The organism is Rhodococcus sp. IEGM 27 (assembly GCF_033142305.1).
In the GTDB taxonomy this organism is placed as follows: Bacteria; Actinomycetota; Actinomycetes; order Mycobacteriales; family Mycobacteriaceae; genus Rhodococcus_F; species Rhodococcus_F oxybenzonivorans.
This window is the reverse complement of sequence record NZ_JAWLSG010000001.1, coordinates 442,778-459,190: the sequence shown is the minus strand read 5'-3', so window position 1 is coordinate 459,190 and position 16,413 is coordinate 442,778. Positions and strand designations below refer to the sequence as shown.

The 16,413-nt window shown below is 67.5% G+C and carries 17 protein-coding genes; 13 read left to right on the top strand and 4 right to left on the bottom strand.

Annotated features, from left to right (window positions below):
- Nucleotides 1-43 precede the first annotated feature (43 nt).
- Both R4P95_RS02170 and R4P95_RS02165 read right to left on the bottom strand, forming a co-directional pair.
- On the bottom strand, nt 44-1,075 hold the full coding sequence (locus R4P95_RS02170; RefSeq protein WP_317743927.1) for a tocopherol cyclase family protein: 1,032 nt from the start codon (nt 1,073-1,075) through the stop codon (nt 44-46).
- 118 nt (nt 1,076-1,193) lie between these two features.
- A complete protein-coding gene (locus R4P95_RS02165; RefSeq protein WP_250772736.1) occupies nt 1,194-1,967 on the bottom strand; it encodes a PIG-L family deacetylase in 774 nt (257 codons plus the stop codon).
- Between the two features lie 54 nt (nt 1,968-2,021).
- Between R4P95_RS02165 and R4P95_RS02160 the strand changes: the two genes are divergently transcribed.
- The 7 genes from R4P95_RS02160 to R4P95_RS02130 all read left to right on the top strand — a co-directional run bounded on the left by R4P95_RS02160 (nt 2,022) and on the right by R4P95_RS02130 (nt 9,344).
- Nucleotides 2,022-2,849 carry an alpha/beta fold hydrolase gene (locus tag R4P95_RS02160; protein WP_213573122.1) on the top strand — a complete coding sequence of 276 codons (828 nt, stop codon included), beginning with the start codon at nt 2,022-2,024 and terminating at the stop codon, nt 2,847-2,849.
- 25 nt (nt 2,850-2,874) lie between these two features.
- Nucleotides 2,875-4,245, top strand: a complete 1,371-nt coding sequence (gene mshA / locus R4P95_RS02155; protein WP_397517667.1) for a D-inositol-3-phosphate glycosyltransferase — start codon at nt 2,875-2,877, stop codon at nt 4,243-4,245.
- The gene (locus tag R4P95_RS02150) at nt 4,242-4,733 is read left to right on the top strand and encodes a YbjN domain-containing protein (protein WP_109327811.1); all 492 of its coding nucleotides are present in this window, start codon (nt 4,242-4,244) and stop codon (nt 4,731-4,733) included. The genes mshA and R4P95_RS02150 overlap by 4 nt, the downstream gene beginning before the upstream one ends.
- 149 nt (nt 4,734-4,882) lie before the next feature.
- Nucleotides 4,883-6,472 carry an AMP-binding protein gene (locus R4P95_RS02145; RefSeq protein WP_317743458.1) on the top strand — a complete coding sequence of 530 codons (1,590 nt, stop codon included), beginning with the start codon at nt 4,883-4,885 and terminating at the stop codon, nt 6,470-6,472.
- A gap of 71 nt (nt 6,473-6,543) precedes the next feature.
- Nucleotides 6,544-7,299, top strand: coding sequence for a phosphoglyceromutase (locus R4P95_RS02140; protein ID WP_213573120.1), 756 nt, complete (start codon nt 6,544-6,546; stop codon nt 7,297-7,299).
- Between the two features lie 150 nt (nt 7,300-7,449).
- On the top strand, nt 7,450-8,658 hold the full coding sequence (locus R4P95_RS02135) for a sensor histidine kinase (RefSeq protein WP_213573119.1): 1,209 nt from the start codon (nt 7,450-7,452) through the stop codon (nt 8,656-8,658).
- Nucleotides 8,655-9,344 (top strand): response regulator transcription factor, encoded by a 690-nt coding sequence (locus R4P95_RS02130; protein WP_109327819.1) that lies wholly within the window; start codon nt 8,655-8,657, stop codon nt 9,342-9,344. Before R4P95_RS02135 ends, R4P95_RS02130 begins: the two co-directional genes overlap by 4 nt.
- 7 nt (nt 9,345-9,351) lie before the next feature.
- Here the strand turns inward: R4P95_RS02130 and R4P95_RS02125 are convergent, their stop codons facing one another.
- Nucleotides 9,352-9,696, bottom strand: a complete 345-nt coding sequence (locus R4P95_RS02125; protein WP_213573118.1) for a hypothetical protein — start codon at nt 9,694-9,696, stop codon at nt 9,352-9,354.
- Nucleotides 9,697-9,793: 97 nt separating this feature from the next.
- Entirely contained in the window at nt 9,794-10,579 is a 786-nt protein-coding gene (locus R4P95_RS02120) for a hypothetical protein (RefSeq protein ID WP_109327823.1), read from the bottom strand.
- Between the two features lie 66 nt (nt 10,580-10,645).
- On the opposite strand from R4P95_RS02120, the gene R4P95_RS02115 reads away from it, so the two are divergent.
- From R4P95_RS02115 to proC, 6 genes are all read left to right on the top strand, one after another.
- Nucleotides 10,646-11,599: a Ppx/GppA phosphatase family protein gene (locus R4P95_RS02115; protein WP_213573117.1), complete on the top strand. Its 954-nt coding sequence runs from the start codon at nt 10,646-10,648 to the stop codon at nt 11,597-11,599.
- Complete coding sequence (locus R4P95_RS02110; protein ID WP_317743457.1) at nt 11,596-12,915, top strand: hypothetical protein; 1,320 nt, start codon at nt 11,596-11,598, stop codon at nt 12,913-12,915. The genes R4P95_RS02115 and R4P95_RS02110 overlap by 4 nt, the downstream gene beginning before the upstream one ends.
- Nucleotides 12,916-12,922: 7 nt before the next feature.
- Entirely contained in the window at nt 12,923-13,864 is a 942-nt protein-coding gene (locus R4P95_RS02105; protein ID WP_317743456.1) for a sugar phosphate isomerase/epimerase, read from the top strand.
- Nucleotides 13,865-13,975: 111 nt separating this feature from the next.
- Nucleotides 13,976-14,608, top strand: a complete 633-nt coding sequence (locus tag R4P95_RS02100) for a MerR family transcriptional regulator (RefSeq protein ID WP_213573114.1) — start codon at nt 13,976-13,978, stop codon at nt 14,606-14,608.
- Nucleotides 14,605-15,447 (top strand): thioesterase family protein, encoded by an 843-nt coding sequence (locus tag R4P95_RS02095; protein ID WP_317743455.1) that lies wholly within the window; start codon nt 14,605-14,607, stop codon nt 15,445-15,447. Before R4P95_RS02100 ends, R4P95_RS02095 begins: the two co-directional genes overlap by 4 nt.
- A 36-nt stretch (nt 15,448-15,483) precedes the next feature.
- Nucleotides 15,484-16,299, top strand: a complete 816-nt coding sequence (gene proC / locus R4P95_RS02090; RefSeq protein WP_213573112.1) for a pyrroline-5-carboxylate reductase — start codon at nt 15,484-15,486, stop codon at nt 16,297-16,299.
- Nucleotides 16,300-16,413: the final 114 nt, after the last annotated feature.

Genomic DNA, 16,413 nt, shown 5'->3' with positions numbered 1-16,413 from the left:
CGCAGCTGACCTTTCCGTCGGCAACGGGGCGGTCGGACGGCGGTCAGCTGAGGGGCGGCGCCGAAGTGGCGTCCGGCGCGGCTCCCCGTCGCCCCAGTTCCTCGCGGGCGCGCTCGATGCCCCCGTGTTCGAGCGCTGCCAGAGGAGATTCGTCTGCCCACACGAGACGACCACGGCGACGGACCGTGACGCTCATCGACCCGGCGAGATGTTCGAGGGCGCCCGCGATGTTGCGACGTTCCTCGGGCAGCGGGACCGGCAGCACGTGTGCGGAGCCCAGCGGTGAAGTGCCCTCGATCTCGACGCTCCAGGTGCGGTTTCGCCCCCGCAGCGACCAGCGATCTTCGGTCACGTGCGCTCGTACCGGGGAGGTGACGGGATTGCCGAGGCGAAACACGGTGCCGTCGGGCAGGGCGACGACCACGGCGGTCACCTCGGTCCGCAGCGGACCTGCGGAGATCTCGCCGCCCGCGAACGCCACGCACGCCCGGCGGTCGGCGAATCCCTGAGCCTGCCCCCACCACCAGGAGTCGGGGAAACCGCCCTTGCCCCAGTTCTTCTCGGCGTACACCTGTGCGCCGCCGAGATCGATTTCGGTGTCGCCGAGCACCGCGGTGCCCTCGGCTCTGCCACCGAGCAACCACGGATGCCAGTACTGGTTGAGCGCCGGAACGCTCTGGAAGACGCTGGATCCGCCGAAGCGGCGATGCGGCCACCCGACCCGATCGGTCACCCGGACGTCGAGTCGCGCATCCGGTCCGAGATCTACCTGGACGCGGTCGGCGGTGCCGCGGAACGCCTTGCCTGCGAACGCTCCCAGCCCAGCGGACTCCGCGTGTCCCTCCGGGTAGGCGTCGGTGCGCAGGAACCGGCTGGGATGGGCGGCCAGGCCGAGCGTCGACCACTGGCCGTCCTCAGCGCGGTTGATGCCGGCCAGCGCGATGACCACTTGGCCCGTGGCCGGCTGGGTGAACCGCCAGAAGTAACCCTCCATTGCGACGCCGTGCGCTGCGAGGAGGTTGCCGAACGGCAGGTCGGCTCCCGTGGCGCGGTAGGAGCGCAGCAACGAAGACATCGGATCAGCGCGCCGGTCGCAGGACCGCCTGAGGCTGGCGAGGAGATCGGCGGGTCCCATACCCGTGGATGCTAGGCGCGGAGTCCGCTCCCCGCAGGCAGTTCACGCGTCGAGTTCCTCAGAGCGGGAGCGACGATTCCGCGAGACCGTCCGGCGCCCCGCGGCGGCGGAACCACTCCTGGCCGAACACCGCACGAAGCTGCTCGTCCGGCATGGCGAGGAAGGGCCCGAAATCGCCGATTTGGGTGGCGTGCGCATGCATCGCCGCCCGCTTGACCTCGAGAACCCCACTGACATCGACGACCGTGGTGATCTCCGACTCGGGTAGGCCGAAGCTGTCGAGGTCCGGCGGCTGCGCGTCCTCGGACCATTGAGGGTTGGCGGCCAGCAGACCCCGGATGTGGTCGCGGCTCACGGCAGCCTCGTACACGTGCGGCACACCGGCCATCTCTGCGGCGCGGACTCCCACGTGGTGCACCTGGACGTGGTCGGGGTGCCCGTACCCGCCGTTGGGGTCGTAGATGGTGACGACGTCGGCGGCTTCCTCGACGAGGACGGCGGCCAGCCGGGCGGCCGCCTCCTCGACGTCGGCGTTGCAGAACGCAGCCGGGTTGTCGTTCTCCGGCGTCCCGGCCATCCCCGAGTCCGCGTAGTGGAGCATCACTACCCGCGCGGCGCCGAGGAGGGCGGTCGAGTGCTCGAGCTCGCGCCTGCGCCGTTCGGCGAGCGATTCGCCTTCGCTCAGGATCCCGTCGGGAACCTCGCCGAGCGCACCGTCCGTGGCGGTGACGACGACCACGCGATGACCGGCATCCGCGGCCTGCCGCATCACACCGCCGGTCGTGAACACTTCGTCGTCGGGATGGGCGTGGAAACACACCAGGACACTCATGAGGGCAATACTTGCACGCGCCCGGCTGAGGCGGCGGCCCCCTAGGGTGGCCGCATGGCTATTCGTGAAACCTTCGGCGTCGACGGAACGCCGCTCGTCTACTCGGTCACCGGCGCCGAGGACGCGCGCCCCCTCGTCCTGCTGCACGGCTGGGCGCAGTCCTCGAAGTGCTGGGGCATCGAGGTGCTGGACGAACTGGCGGCCCGGTACCGGGTGATCGCTCCCGATCTACGCGGGCACGGGTATTCGGGCGTGCCCGCCACCGGATACGACGACTCCGCGGTCTGGGCCGGAGACGTGCGCGCGGTCCTCGCCGCCGAAGACGTCACGTCCGGGGCCGTCCTCCTCGGATGGTCGTACGGTGGGCTCGTCATCTGCGATTATCTCGCCACGCACGGGAGCGCTGCGGTCGACGGGGTGGTGCTCGTCGGTGCGATCACCAGCATCGGTCGGGGCGAGAAGGGCGGCAAAGTCGGCCCCGCGATGCGGGAAGCGGTTCCCGGTGCGATGTCGGAAGAGCCGCGCGTCGCCATTCGCGCGCTCGGCGCGTTCGGGACCGCCCTCACCGGCCCGCCCGAAGGAAAGGGTGCGCAGTCTCAGGCGTTGTTCGGTGCGAGCCTCAGCACCCCGCCGCGGGTACGTGCGGCGCTCTTCGACCGCGCTGCGAGCCACGACGACCTGCTGCGGCGGCTCGACGTCCCTGTTCTGGTGATCCACGGCACAGAGGACTCCGTCGTGGACGTCGCGGCAGGCAGGCACGCCGCCGACCTCGTGCCGAACGCGCAGGCGTCGTTCTGGGACGGCTGCGACCACGGACCGTTCGTCGAGGATCCGGCCCGGTTCGTCAAAGAGATCGGCGAGTTCGTCGGCAACCTCGATTAGAAGCCCCGCCGAGCGAGGGGGCAGTATGGAGTTCGTGACGCCCATGTACAACGACCTCGGCGGGCTCGGCCGGGGTGCGCGCCCCCGCAGGGTGGCCGTGCTTTCGGTCCACACGTCACCGTTGGCGCAGCCGGGTACCGGCGATGCGGGCGGAATGAACGTGTACGTCCTGCAGACCGCCATGCAGATGGCCCGGCGCGGGGTCGAGGTGGAGATCTTCACCAGGGCCACGTCGTCCGCTGATCAGGCGGTGCAGGAGGCGGCACCCGGCGTGCTGGTCCGCAACGTGGTGGCCGGCCCGTTCGAGGGACTGGACAAGCAGGACCTGCCCACGCAGCTCTGCGCGTTCGTTGCGGGTGTGCTCCGCGAGGAGGCGCGCCACGAACCGGGCTACTACGACGTCGTGCACTCGCATTACTGGTTGTCCGGTCAGGTCGGCTGGCTCGCCCGCGACCGGTGGGGCGTGCCGCTCGTCCACACCGCGCACACGCTGGCCGCGGTGAAGAACGCGTCGCTCGCCGAGGGCGACACCCCCGAGCCTGCCGCTCGCCAGATCGGCGAACAGCAGGTCGTTGCCGAGTCGGACCGTCTCGTCGCCAATACCGCCGAAGAGTCAGAGCAACTGGTCCGGCATTACGGCGCCGACCCGAGCCGGATCGATGTCGTTGCCCCCGGCGCCGACCTGACGCGGTACCGGCCCGGCGACAAGGGTGCGGCCCGGCGCGCGCTCGGCATCGACCCCCGCGAGACCGTGGTGACTTTCGTCGGCCGCATCCAGCCACTCAAGGCTCCCGATGTGCTGCTGAGTGCCGCCGCGGAACTCATCGCCCGCGATCCCGAGTCGAGCCTGCGGGTTCTCGTCGTCGGTGGTCCGTCCGGTACCGGGCTGGCCCGACCCCACGCACTGATCGAACTCGCCTCCTCGCTCGGTATCGCGGCCCACGTCACCTTCCTTCCTCCGCAGGCACCCGACCGACTCGCCGACGTCTACCGCGCTTCTGATCTCGTTGCCGTACCCAGTTATTCGGAATCATTCGGTCTGGTCGCCATCGAGGCGCAGGCCTGCGGCACCCCGGTGATCGCCGCGCACGTGGGCGGCCTCGGTGTCGCGGTACGCAACGGCGAGACCGGACTGCTCGTGGACGGGCACCGCACAGGGGACTGGGCGACGGCGTTGCACTCGCTGGTGTCCGATCCGCGGCGGCTGGCTGCCCTGGCCGCCGAGGCGCCGCGACACGCCGAGAATTTCTCGTGGGAGCACACCGCGGAAGGGCTTCTCGAGAGTTACCGGCAAGCGACAGTCAACTACAACTACGGAATCGGGCCGAGCGAGTTCTCCCCGCGCCGCGGACGCGGATTGTGGAAACTGCGCCGGGTCGGGGGAGTGCGCGCATGAGCGATCTTGCCGAAGTCATCGAGTCTGCCCTTACCGAGCGTGAGATGGAGTTCACCAGGAAGGACTCGACGCATTTCATCGTCGAGTTGCCGGGTGAGCGCAAGTTGAAGACCACCACCCTGCTGACCGTCGGCACGCATGGTGTTCGGGTGGAGGCGTTCGTGTGCCGCAAACCCGACGAGAACTTCGAGGGCGTGTACAAGTTCCTGTTGCGCCGCAATCGGCGGCTGTACTCGGTGGCGTACACGCTGGACAAGATCGGCGACATCTATCTGGTCGGGCAGCTTGCCGGCCACGCCGTGAACGAGGACGAACTGGACCGCGTGCTCGGGCAGGTCCTCGAGGCCGCAGACGGCGATTTCAACACCCTCCTGGAGTTGGGATTCGCCAGCTCCATCAAGCGGGAGTGGGACTGGCGGGTCTCCCGTGGGGAGTCGCTCGCCAACCTCAAACCGTTCGAGCATCTGATCGACGACACGGAGGAATGAGGTCCCGACAACCGCCCGCGGCAAAGAAATACGCGCGGGTAGAGTTGCTGCAGCCTGTGACTGTCATCACAGGATAGGTACATGTTTCTGACTTTCACAGAAACTTGTGTCGACAACTGCTGCTGCAACATTTCGAGGGAGAGGCCCCAGTGAGCTTCAAGAGCCCGTTTCCGGACGTCGAGATTCCGAACCTCAGCGTCTACGACTTCCTCTTCGGCCAGGTCGATGAGGCCGAGGGGGATCGGCCCGCGTTGATCGACGGCGCTTCCGGTGCGGTCACCACCTATCGGTCGTTGATCGCCCAGATCAACGGGGTCGCGGGGGCGCTCGCGGCGCGCGGGCTGGCCGTCGGTGAGGTGGCGGCGTTGCATTCGCCGAACGTGCCGGCGTTCGCGTCGGTGTTCCACGGGATCCTGCGGGCCGGTGGGGTCGCGACCACGATCAACGCGTTGTACACCGCCGAGGACATCGCCAAGCAGCTCACCGACTCGAAGGCGAAGTTCCTGTTCACCGTCTCCCCGCTGCTGCCGCAGGCGAAGGCCGCGGCCGCGCAGGTCGGGATCCCGGCCGCGCATGTGATCGTGTTGGACGGCGCCGACGGGCACCCGTCACTGAAGGATCTGCTGGCCGAGGGGGCGCCGGCGCCGGAGGTGTCGTTCGACCCGGGCACCCAGTTGGCGGTGCTGCCGTACTCCTCGGGCACCACCGGCCGGCCGAAAGGGGTGATGCTCACTCACCGCAACCTGGTGGCGAATGTCTGCCAGATCGACCGGCCGATCGGGATCCGCGCCGACGACAGAGTCCTCGCGGTGTTGCCGTTCTTCCACATCTACGGGATGACGGTGCTGCTCAACGCCGCCCTGCGTAAGCGGGCCGCCCTGGTGACGATGCCGAAGTTCGACCTGGTCGAGTTCTTGACGATCGTCGCGGAGCAGAGGTGCACGTATGTGTTCATCGCCCCGCCGGTGGCGGTGGCGTTGGCCAAGCATCCGCTGATCGATCAGTACGACCTGTCGAGTGTGCACTCGATCTTCTCAGGGGCCGCCCCGCTGGATCAGGAACTGGGCAAGGCGGTGGCGAACCGGCTCGGGTGCCGGGTGCGGCAGGGGTACGGGATGTCGGAGATGAGCCCGGTCTCGCATGTCATTCCGTTCGACCGGGATGACATTGCGCTGGACTCGGTGGGTCCGAGCATCGCGAACATGGAATGCAAGCTGGTCGATCCCGGGACCGGTGCGGAGATCGAGCAGCCGACCGAGGGGGTCAGCGCGGCGGGGGAGTTGTGGTGCAAGGGTCCGAACATCATGGCCGGGTATCTCGGTAACGAGGAGGCGACCGCGGAAACCCTGGATGCGGACGGGTATCTGCATACCGGGGACATCGCGACGGTCGATGCCGAGGGGGTGGTGACGATCGTGGACCGGATGAAGGAGTTGATCAAGTACAAGGGTTATCAGGTGCCGCCCGCCGAGTTGGAGGCGTTGTTGTTGACGCATCCGCAGATCGCCGACGCCGCCGTGATCGGCGTCCTCGACGAGGAGGGTGAGGAGGTGCCCAAGGCGTTCGTGGTCCGGCAACAGGGCGCCGACCTGGACGAGGACGCGGTGATCGCGTTCGTCGCCGAGAAGGTCTCCCCGCACAAGAAGGTCCGCAAGGTCGAGTTCATCGACCTGGTGCCGAAATCGGCCGCCGGCAAGATCCTCCGCAAGGACCTACGCGCCGCCGAGGCTGCGAAGTAGGCGCTCCCGGCCGGCCTGTGGGCGGGCGGTAGAGGGGTTCAGGACGCAAGGGTTCCGGGACGCATGCCAGGATGAACGGCATGAGTACCGGAACCCTTGTGCTGCTCCGTCACGGCGAGAGCGAATGGAATGCACTCAACTTGTTCACCGGCTGGGTGGACGTTCACCTGACCGATAAGGGCATCGCCGAGGGCAAGCGCGCCGGCGAACTGCTGCGCGAGCACGACCTGCTTCCCGACGTGTCGTACACGTCGCTGCTGCGCCGGGCGATCAGCACGGCCAACATCGCGCTCGACGCAGCCGATCGGCACTGGATTCCGGTGGTCCGCGACTGGCGTCTCAACGAACGCCACTACGGCGCCCTCCAAGGGCGCAACAAGGCTCAGGTGAAGGACAAGTACGGCGACGAGCAGTTCATGCTGTGGCGCCGCAGCTACGACACCCCGCCGCCGCCGATCGACGCGGGTAGCGAATACAGCCAGGACACCGACGCCCGGTACGCGGGACTCGACGAGGTACCCCTCACCGAGTGCCTCCTCGACGTCGTCAAGCGCCTAATCCCGTACTGGGAAGACACGATCTCCGCCGACCTGCTGGCGGGCAAGACCGTCCTCGTCACCGCCCACGGCAACTCGCTCCGAGCCCTGGTCAAGCACCTCGACGGCATCTCCGACGACGCCATCGCCGGGCTCAACATTCCGACAGGGATCCCGCTGCGTTACGACCTGGACGAGAACCTGACACCCCTCAACCCGGGTGGTACCTACCTCGATCCCGAAGCGGCGGCCGCGGGCGCTGCGGCGGTGGCGAATCAGGGCGGTAAGTAGTCCGTGTGGGCCGGCCGGGTGCCCCGTGCGCGGGGCACCCGGCCAACAACGGGTGAACGACGGGCGAAGAGTGCGGTTCCGACGTGTGACGTGCACGGAAATGGCTGAACCCTGCATCACCAGCGGTTCCCGCGAACGTACGATTCAGGCGTGAGCGTTGTTCAAGGCGTACTGCTTGCCGTCATGGGCGGCTTCGTCGGTTACCTGATCGGTGGTGTGCTGATTCCCATGCTGTCGACACGGCACTCGCAGCGGATGGCGGAGCAATCCGGGCTGACCATGTCGCAAGTGCTCGACCTGATCGTTCTGGCGTCGGAAAGCGGGATCGCCGTGGTGGACCAGTTCCACGACGTGGTCCTCTTCAACCCCCGCGCCGAGGAACTCGGCCTGGTCCGCAACCGGCTCGTCGACGACCGCGCCTGGGTGGCGGCTCTGCGCGTCCTCGAGACCGGTGAGCCCGTAGAAGTCGATCTCAGCACGAAGACCCCCCAACGCGGACGTGACCGGATCGCTGTGCGGGGTACCGCACGGCTGCTCAGCAAGGAAGACCACAAATTCGTGGTCCTGTTCGCCGACGACGATTCCGAACAGGTGCGGATGGAGGCGACCCGCCGCGATTTCGTCGCGAACGTCAGCCACGAACTGAAAACCCCGGTCGGGGCCATGGGACTGCTCGCCGAGGCACTTCTCGAGTCGGCGGACGACCCGGAGTCGGTGCGACATTTCGGGGAGCGGGTGCTCCACGAATCGGTCCGCCTCGGCAAAATGGTCACCGAACTGATCGCGCTGTCCCGGCTGCAGGGCGCCGAGAAGCTCCCCGACCTCGAGGCTGTGTCGGTCGACGAGGTGGTGGACGAGGCCCTGCAACGGTGCAAGATCTCTGCGGAGGCGGCCGGCATCTCTGTCACCACCGACCATCCCAGCGGCTTCGAAGTGCTCGGTGACCGCGCACTGCTGGTCACCGCCCTCACCAACCTGGTGCAGAACGCCATCGCCTACTCACCGAAGCGGACACCGGTGTCGGTGAGCCGCTCGATGCGGGGCGCCAACGTTGCGATCTCGGTCACCGACCGCGGCGAAGGGATCGCCAAAGCCGACCAGGAGCGGGTGTTCGAGCGCTTCTTCCGAGTCGACAAGGCCCGCGCGCGGGCGACCGGCGGCACGGGACTCGGACTCGCCATCGTGAAGCACGTCGCCGCCAACCACAACGGATCCATCGAATTGTGGAGCAAGCCCGGAACGGGTTCGACGTTTACCCTGCAAATACCTGCACACATCGAGACAGTAGATCCGAACGGCGGGGACGCCGACGGCGGAAACGTCGGAAAGAGAGAAATCGGTATGGAGGCCAAGCGATGACAAGTGTGCTGATCGTGGAAGACGAGGAATCCCTGGCCGACCCGTTGGCATTCCTGTTACGCAAGGAAGGGTTCGAGACGACCGTCGTCGGCGACGGCCCCTCGGCCCTTGCCGAGTTCGATCGTTCCGGCGCGGACATCGTCCTCCTCGACCTCATGCTCCCGGGTATGAGCGGAACGGACGTGTGCAAGCAGTTGCGTAGCCGATCCGGTGTGCCCGTCATCATGGTGACGGCGCGCGACAGCGAAATCGACAAGGTGGTCGGACTCGAACTCGGAGCTGACGACTACGTGACCAAGCCGTACTCCGCGCGGGAACTGATCGCCCGGATCCGCGCGGTGCTGCGCCGCGGCGTCGACAACGATCTCGACGTGGCGCAGGACTCGGCGGTCCTCGAGGCCGGCCCGGTCCGCATGGACGTCGAACGTCACGTAGTGCAGGTCAACGGCGAGGCGGTCACCCTGCCGCTCAAGGAATTCGACCTACTCGAGTACCTGTTGCGGAACTCGGGCCGGGTGCTCACGCGGGGTCAGCTGATCGACCGCGTGTGGGGTGCCGACTACGTCGGCGACACCAAAACCCTGGACGTCCACGTCAAGCGTCTCCGCTCGAAGATCGAAACGGACCCGGCCAAGCCCGAGCACCTGGTGACCGTGCGCGGCCTCGGCTACAAGCTCGAGGCCTGAGCCGACCTCAGAACGGGTTGTAGACGTAGACGGGCCGGAACGGGGCGAACATCACCTGCGTGATGGCGTGCTCGCGCGCCTGGTCGTCGAACTGACGGCACGACACGGCGACATAGTGTCCGTCGCCCTTGCACTCGATGACGCGGGACGTGCCGTAGGGGCTCAACACGATGGCCTTGTCGCCCCTGTCGCCGAATGCGCCGGGGTCGAGCGGTGCGACGAAGTTCGCGGTCTTGTCGTGATAGGTGTTCCAGCCGTACGGGTCATCGGCAGGGTTCGCGGCGGCGACCGGGGCGAGGGTCAGTGCGGCGGCGGCGGTCAACAGGGCAGCGGACAGAATTCGAGCAAGCATGTTCTCTCCCATCGTGGCTGTGCCCGCGAACGGGCCGTGCCGTGGCTGTGCCCGCAAGCGGGCCGTGCCTGGGAAATCGACCGCTGGGTCCGATCCGTTACCGGGCCGGGTTCCGTTGCGCGATAGAGGTGGCGGGATGGACGGCGATGAGACCGAGGCCTGCCCTGCGAGCACACAACTTCGCCAATTCGGCGTAGGCGGCCTTACCGAGCAGTTCCGCCAGTTCGGGCGCATACGACTGCCACACCGCCTTGGCGCCGACATGGGCGTCGGGTGAGCCGGAGCAGTACCAGGCGAGGTCCTCGCCACCCTCGCCCCAGCCGCGCCGGTCGTACTCGGTGATCGTCGTCTTGAGTATCTGCTCGCCGTCCGGGCGTTCGACCCATTCCTGGGTGCGGCGGATCGGGAGCTGCCAGCACACGTCCGGCTTCACTTCGAGGGGCTCGATCCCTCGCTTCAACGCCATCGAGTGCAGCGCACACCCGACGCCGCCCGCGAATCCGGGGCGGTTGAGGAAGATGCACGCGCCTTTGTATCGGCGGGTGCGCAGGGCGGGCTCGTCCTCGAGGTCGTCCTCTTCGACGTAGCCCTTCTTGCCGAGACCCTTGTCCATGAACTGCCAGTCCTCGGGTGTGAGCAGCTTCACCGACTCGTTCAGCTTCTCGAGATCCTCATCGTCGGAGAGGAAGGCCCCGTGCGAACAGCAACCGTCATCGGGCCGGTCCTCGAGGATTCCCTGACACGCCGGCGTGCCGAACACGCAGGTCCAGTGGGAGAGCAGCCACGTCATGTCGGCAGCGATGATGTGCTCGGCGTTGTCCGGATCGGGGAATTCGACCCACTCGCGAGCGAAATCGAGGGGAACTTCGGGGCTGGGCGTCATCTTGTGGGAACGCCCTGCTTTACCTGCTGTCACAAAGCCCGACGGTAGACCCAGTACCGTGTCAATGTGCGACTAGGGGTACTCGACGTCGGAAGCAACACCGTCCATCTGCTCGTAGTGGACGCCCACAGGGGCGGCCACCCCACACCGATGAGCTCCACCAAGTCGACATTGCGGCTGGCGGAGAACACGGACGAACTCGGTGACATCACAGCTGCGGGCGCAGACCGCCTGGTGGCGACGGTCGCCGACTTCGCGGCGATCGCGAAGACCTCGGGCTGCGGCGAGCTGATGGCCTTCGCCACCTCGGCCGTGCGTGACGCGAAAAACTCGGATGCCGTTCTCGGCCGCGTACATGCCGAGACCGGGGTGAGACTCGAAGTCCTGTCCGGCGTCGACGAAGCGCGGCTGACTTTCCTCGCCGTGCGCCGCTGGTACGGATGGAGCGCGGGGCGCATCCTCAACATCGATATCGGTGGCGGATCCCTCGAACTGACGAGCGGAGGCGACGAGGACCCGGACGTCGCGCTGTCGTTACAGCTCGGGGCGGGCCGCCTCACGCGTGACTGGCTCGAGGCTGACCCGCCGGGGAAACGCAGGGTCGCGGTGCTGCGTGACTGGCTCGATGCCGAACTCGCGGTCCCGTCGAAGGAGCTGCGGGCGGCAGGGGAATGGGATCGTGCCGTCGGCACGTCGAAAACCTTCCGGTCCCTGGCCCGTCTCACGGGCGCCGCGCCGTCCGGTGCCGGTCCCCGTGTGAAGCGCACGCTCACCTCGAGCGGTCTCAGGCAACTCATAGCTTTCATTTCGCGGATGACGGCGGCGGACCGTGCAGAATTAGAGGGAGTGAGCTCCGACCGGTCGCAGCAGATCGTCGCCGGAGCACTCGTCGCGGAGGCCAGCATGAGAGCTCTCGGGGTAGAAGAATTGGAAATCTGCCCCTGGGCTCTGCGGGAGGGTCTGATCCTCCGAAAGCTCGACACGGAAATGGGCGGTGAATTGATGGTGGGTGCTCGATGACCGAGGACAGTCAACAGATCTCTGTTTCAGAACTGCTCAAACGCAATGGGCAGCAAGTGGAGTCCCGTGGGGGAAGACGTCGTCGCGGCGTCAAGGGCGGAATCTCCGTTGCCGAGCTGACCGGTGAGATCCCGGTCGTCCGGGATTCGTCCGAGTCGCGGGCACTCGATTCCGAGCCGGAGCCCGAATCTGCGTCCGAGCCCGAACGTAAGCCCGAGCCCGAACGTAAGCCCGAGCCCAAACCTGCGGCGACGCCCACGCGGGCCACCCCGCGGTCGGTGACGGCAGATGAGCGCACTGCCGCATTCAAGGCACCGTTCGACGATGACGACGATGACGAGCCCATCGCCAGTCGCCCTGCCGCCCGTCGCCCCGCCGCCGGTCGCAATGGCGCCTCCGCCACGGCGACATCACGTGATCATCAGGGCGCCTGGGTGAGTCGGTCCGTCACGCAGGAGCGCCCGAAGCCGGCCGCCGCACCTGTCGCGCCGGCGGCCGCCGAACCCGCTTCGGTGACGAAAACGCCGGAACCGGCGCCCACCGTCGCCGCACCCCGCGTGCAGGCGGCTCCCGCCGGCAAGCCTGTTCCCGCCGGCAAGCCTGGTCCCGCCGCGAATCAGGCTGCTACCGCCAAGCCGGCCCCGGAGGCGAAGCCGCAGGCGGAGGCAAAGGCCGTCCCGAACGGCACGCCGGCGCCAGCCGGCACCGGCATGCTCGTCAAGACACCGAAGAAGCCCGAGACCGCATCCGAGAACAAGGCGGCCGAGCAGTCGGGAACGAAGCAGTCGGGAGCGAGGCAGTCGGGAACACAGCAGGAGCCCGGGCTGCTGTCCGGCTCGACGCTTGCCGGCGACCTGATGCGGCAGTCGCGCGACGCGGATGCCGCGAAGGCCGGTGAGGACACCGAGTTGATCGCCGCCGCCACCGACGAGGCGCCGGAGGCGGAAACCGAACAGGCCGCCACTCCACGTCGCTCGCGTAAAGAGGCGAAAGTGGAAGCCGCCAGAGCTGCCAAGGCCGCGAAGGACGTCGACGGCACCGAGCAGGAAAGTAGTGCCGCCCGCGAGTGGGCGGTTCTGGCGGGCCAGGGTGTGATCGCGGTGATCGCCGGCGCCCTGTTGTTCAAGGGCTTCGAGAAGCTGTGGGACGTGTTCCCGTGGGTCGCGCTGATCCTCGCCTTGCTCGTCATCGTCGGATTGGTGGCTATGGTGCGCATCCTGCGCCGCACCGACGACATCACCAGCTTCGTGATCGCCGTCGTGGTCGGAATGATCGTCACTCTGGGGCCGCTCGCCTTCATGCTTGCGTCGGGCTGAGTTGCTCATGGTCGGGGACAGTGGGTACGTGCAGGCGCGGCAGACACCGCGCGGGCGCAAGGTTCTGGTCGGGCTGTCGACGGCGTCGGTGTATCCGGAGAACACTGAGGCCGCCTTCCGATACGCGGCGGAGCTGGGGTACGACGGCGTCGAGTTGATGGTGTGGGCGGAGTCGGTGAGTCAGGATATCGGTGCCGTCGCCGCACTGGTTCGCAAGTATGCGATGCCGGTTCAGGCGATTCACACTCCATGTCTGCTGATCTCGCAGCGAGTGTGGGGCGCCGACCCGGTCGCGAAGCTCGACCGTTCGGTGCGCACCGCGGAGGCGTTGGGCGCGACGAGCGTCGTGGTGCATCCACCGTTCCGCTGGCAACGCCGGTATGCGGAGGGGTTCAGCGACCAGGTCGCCGCGCTGGAGGAGCGCAGCGACGTGATCGTCGCAGTCGAGAACATGTTCCCGATGCGGGCGGACGGCTTCTTCGGAAGCAAGGAGCGTTCGGCCGAGCGGCTTCGTCGTCGCGGCGGCCCCGGGGCCGCGTTGTCGGCGTTCAGTCCCTCCTACGACCCCACCGATTCCGGTCATGCCCACTACACGCTCGATCTTTCGCACACCGCCACTGCGGGTATGGACGCGATGAAGCTGGCGGAGCGGATGGGGTCGGGTCTGGCGCATCTGCACCTCGCCGACGGCCGGGGAGCCTCGATGGACGAACACCTCATTCCTGGGCACGGCGGACAGCCGTGCGCCGAGGTATGCCGTCACCTCGTCGACTCGGGCTTCGAGGGACAGGCTGTGATCGAGATCAACACTCAGAACGCGCGGACCCGGCGCGAGCGGGCGTCGATGCTCGGTCAGGCGCTGGCCTTCGCCAGGGAGCACCTCGGGACAGGCCGCGCCACGTCCGGTTCGGCACAAAGCCGCCCCGGCGGCGATCACGACGACACCTGACCTGAACCCGCGGGCGATGAGGCCATTCCTGCTGCGGTAAGCTGACACCACCATTGGATAGCTGGAGTATCCAACGATGGAGTCCCTGATCGAGTCGCGGTAGGAGGCACCGTGCGCGTGTCGGAACTGGTTGCCTGTACCGGCGTTCCTCTGGCGACCGTGAAGTACTACCTGCGCGAGGGTCTGCTGATGCCGGGCGAGGCGACGAGCGCGACTCAGGCCAGGTACGGCGAAGAACACGTTCGGCGCCTCGGGCTGGTGAAGGCACTCGCCGGGGCCGGACTCCCGATCCCGCGCATCCGAAAGGTCCTCCAGCTCATCGACCACCCCGACGGCTCGCTGTTCGAGGTGCTCGGCCAGGCGATCGGTCAACTACCGCCCTACCTCGACATTCCGGCCGATCCCGGTGACTATCCGCGGGCGCGCGCCGTGCTCGAGAAACTCGGGCAGATCTACGACCCCCGGTACGTGGCGGTCGCGCAACTCGAACGCGCGCTCGAGGCCTTGGAAGATGCGGGTATCCCGATGACCGATGAGCGCCTCGACGCCTACGGGCGGCACATTCGCGGTATCGCCGAGGTGGACATCGGGCTGATGCCCACCGGCTCGGCAGAGGATGCTGTGCGCTGTGCGGTGCTCGGGACTGCGATCTACGAACCGGTGATCGCCGCGATGCGCCGACTCGCCCATCAGGACATTGCCCAGAATTTCTTTCAGAAAACCGATGAACAGGACGTTTCGTGAGCTCTGCACCCTTCCGCGACCTCAACGCCCTCACTCCCGGCGGTGACGGGACGTTCAAGGCGCACATCGACCCCATCTGGACCATCGGGCCGAAGGTGCATGGCGGCTCCATGATGTCGCTGTGCGCGGCGGCCGCACGCGCCCGCCTGGCCGACGACGGCGGTGCAGGCGATCTCGCCCGGGTTCAGCCACTCGCAGTGGGGGCCAACTACCTTGCCGCTCCCGACCCCGGCGAGGTCACCCTCTCGACCACGGTGCGCAAGCGGGGCAAGCAGGTGTCGTTCGTCGACGTCGAGCTCCGGCAGGGCGACCGGGTCGCCGTCCATGCGTCGGTCACGCTGGGTGTTCCCGACGCGGGTGAACCTCACTACAGCGTCGATCATGCGTTGGCCCAGCTTCCGGTGGAGCCGCCCGCCGACGCGGTAATACTCACGCCCGACCACCCGATGGGCCAAATCGTGCACGTGGCTCAGGGATGCGACATGCGCGTCGACGGCACGTCCGCCCACTTCCTCGCCGGCAATCAGGGCGAGCCGGAGGTGCGCATGTGGGTCCGACCGCGTGCCGACGACGAGAACGACCCCGACACCGCCGCACTGTTCGCCATCATGACGGGCGACATCAGTGCACCCGTGACGATGAACCGCGGAATGTTCGGGTGGGCACCCACCGTGCAGCTCACCACCTATCTGCGCAGGCAGCCCGCACCGGGGTGGCTCCGCGTGATGGCCAGCAGCACGGTGCTCGGCAGTGCGTGGTTCGAAGAGGACCACACGGTCCTCGACTCGACCGGTGCAATCGTCGTGCAAAGCCGTCAGCTGGCCATGATCCCCCGCTAGAAACACGCCGCCACGGGTCGTGGCAGGCTGTCCGGCATGACGAGAATTGCGGTTATCGGAGGCGGCCGGATCGGCGAGGCGCTCATCTCGGGCCTCCTGCAATCAGGACACGCGGTGAAGGATCTCGTGGTGGCCGAGCAGCATCCACCGCGGGCTGCCGAACTGGCAGCCGAGTACTCCGTGTGTGTGAGCAGCCCCCAGGACGCCGCGGAGGGAGCCGACGTCATCGTGGTGGCCGTCAAGCCCGGTGACGTCGAGTCCGCGCTCACGGCGGTGTCGAAGGCCGACCTCGACGGTGAGCGTGAACAGATTCTCGTGTCCCTGGCGGCGGGCATTCCCACCTCGTACTACGAGAAGCGCCTGCCTGCCGGGTTCCCCGTCGTCCGGGTCATGCCGAACACGCCGATGCTGGTAGGGGAGGGCGTCAGCGTGCTCGCTCCCGGCCGCCATGTGAAGAAGGACCATCTCGACCTGGTACGTGGGGTGTTGTCTGCCGTGGGCAAGGTCGTGACGGTGCCGGAGTCGCAGATCGACGCGGTCACTGCCGTCTCCGGGTCCGGACCCGCCTACTTCTTCCTCGTCGCCGAGGCGATGATCGACGCCGGTGTGGGTCTCGGGCTGACCCGCGCGACGGCGAACGAGCTGGTCGTGCAGACGATGGTCGGTGCCGCGGCCATGCTCGACCAGTCGGGGGAAAGCACGACGGAACTCCGCGCGGCGGTCACCTCGCCCGGTGGAACGACTGCTGCCGCGATCCGTCAGCTGGAAAAGAACGGTCTCCGATCGGCGTTCTACGACGCGCTGGAGGCGGCGAAATCGAGATCGGCCGAGCTCGGCACTTCTACCGAATGATATTCGATTGCCCACACCCGTCGCAGTAACCCCATCCGTCCCGCTAAGCTCGAAGTAGCACGTGCGTGTCTGTTCCGCCGGAGGGGAAGCCGGCGGCGCGAGACGTGCCGGAGG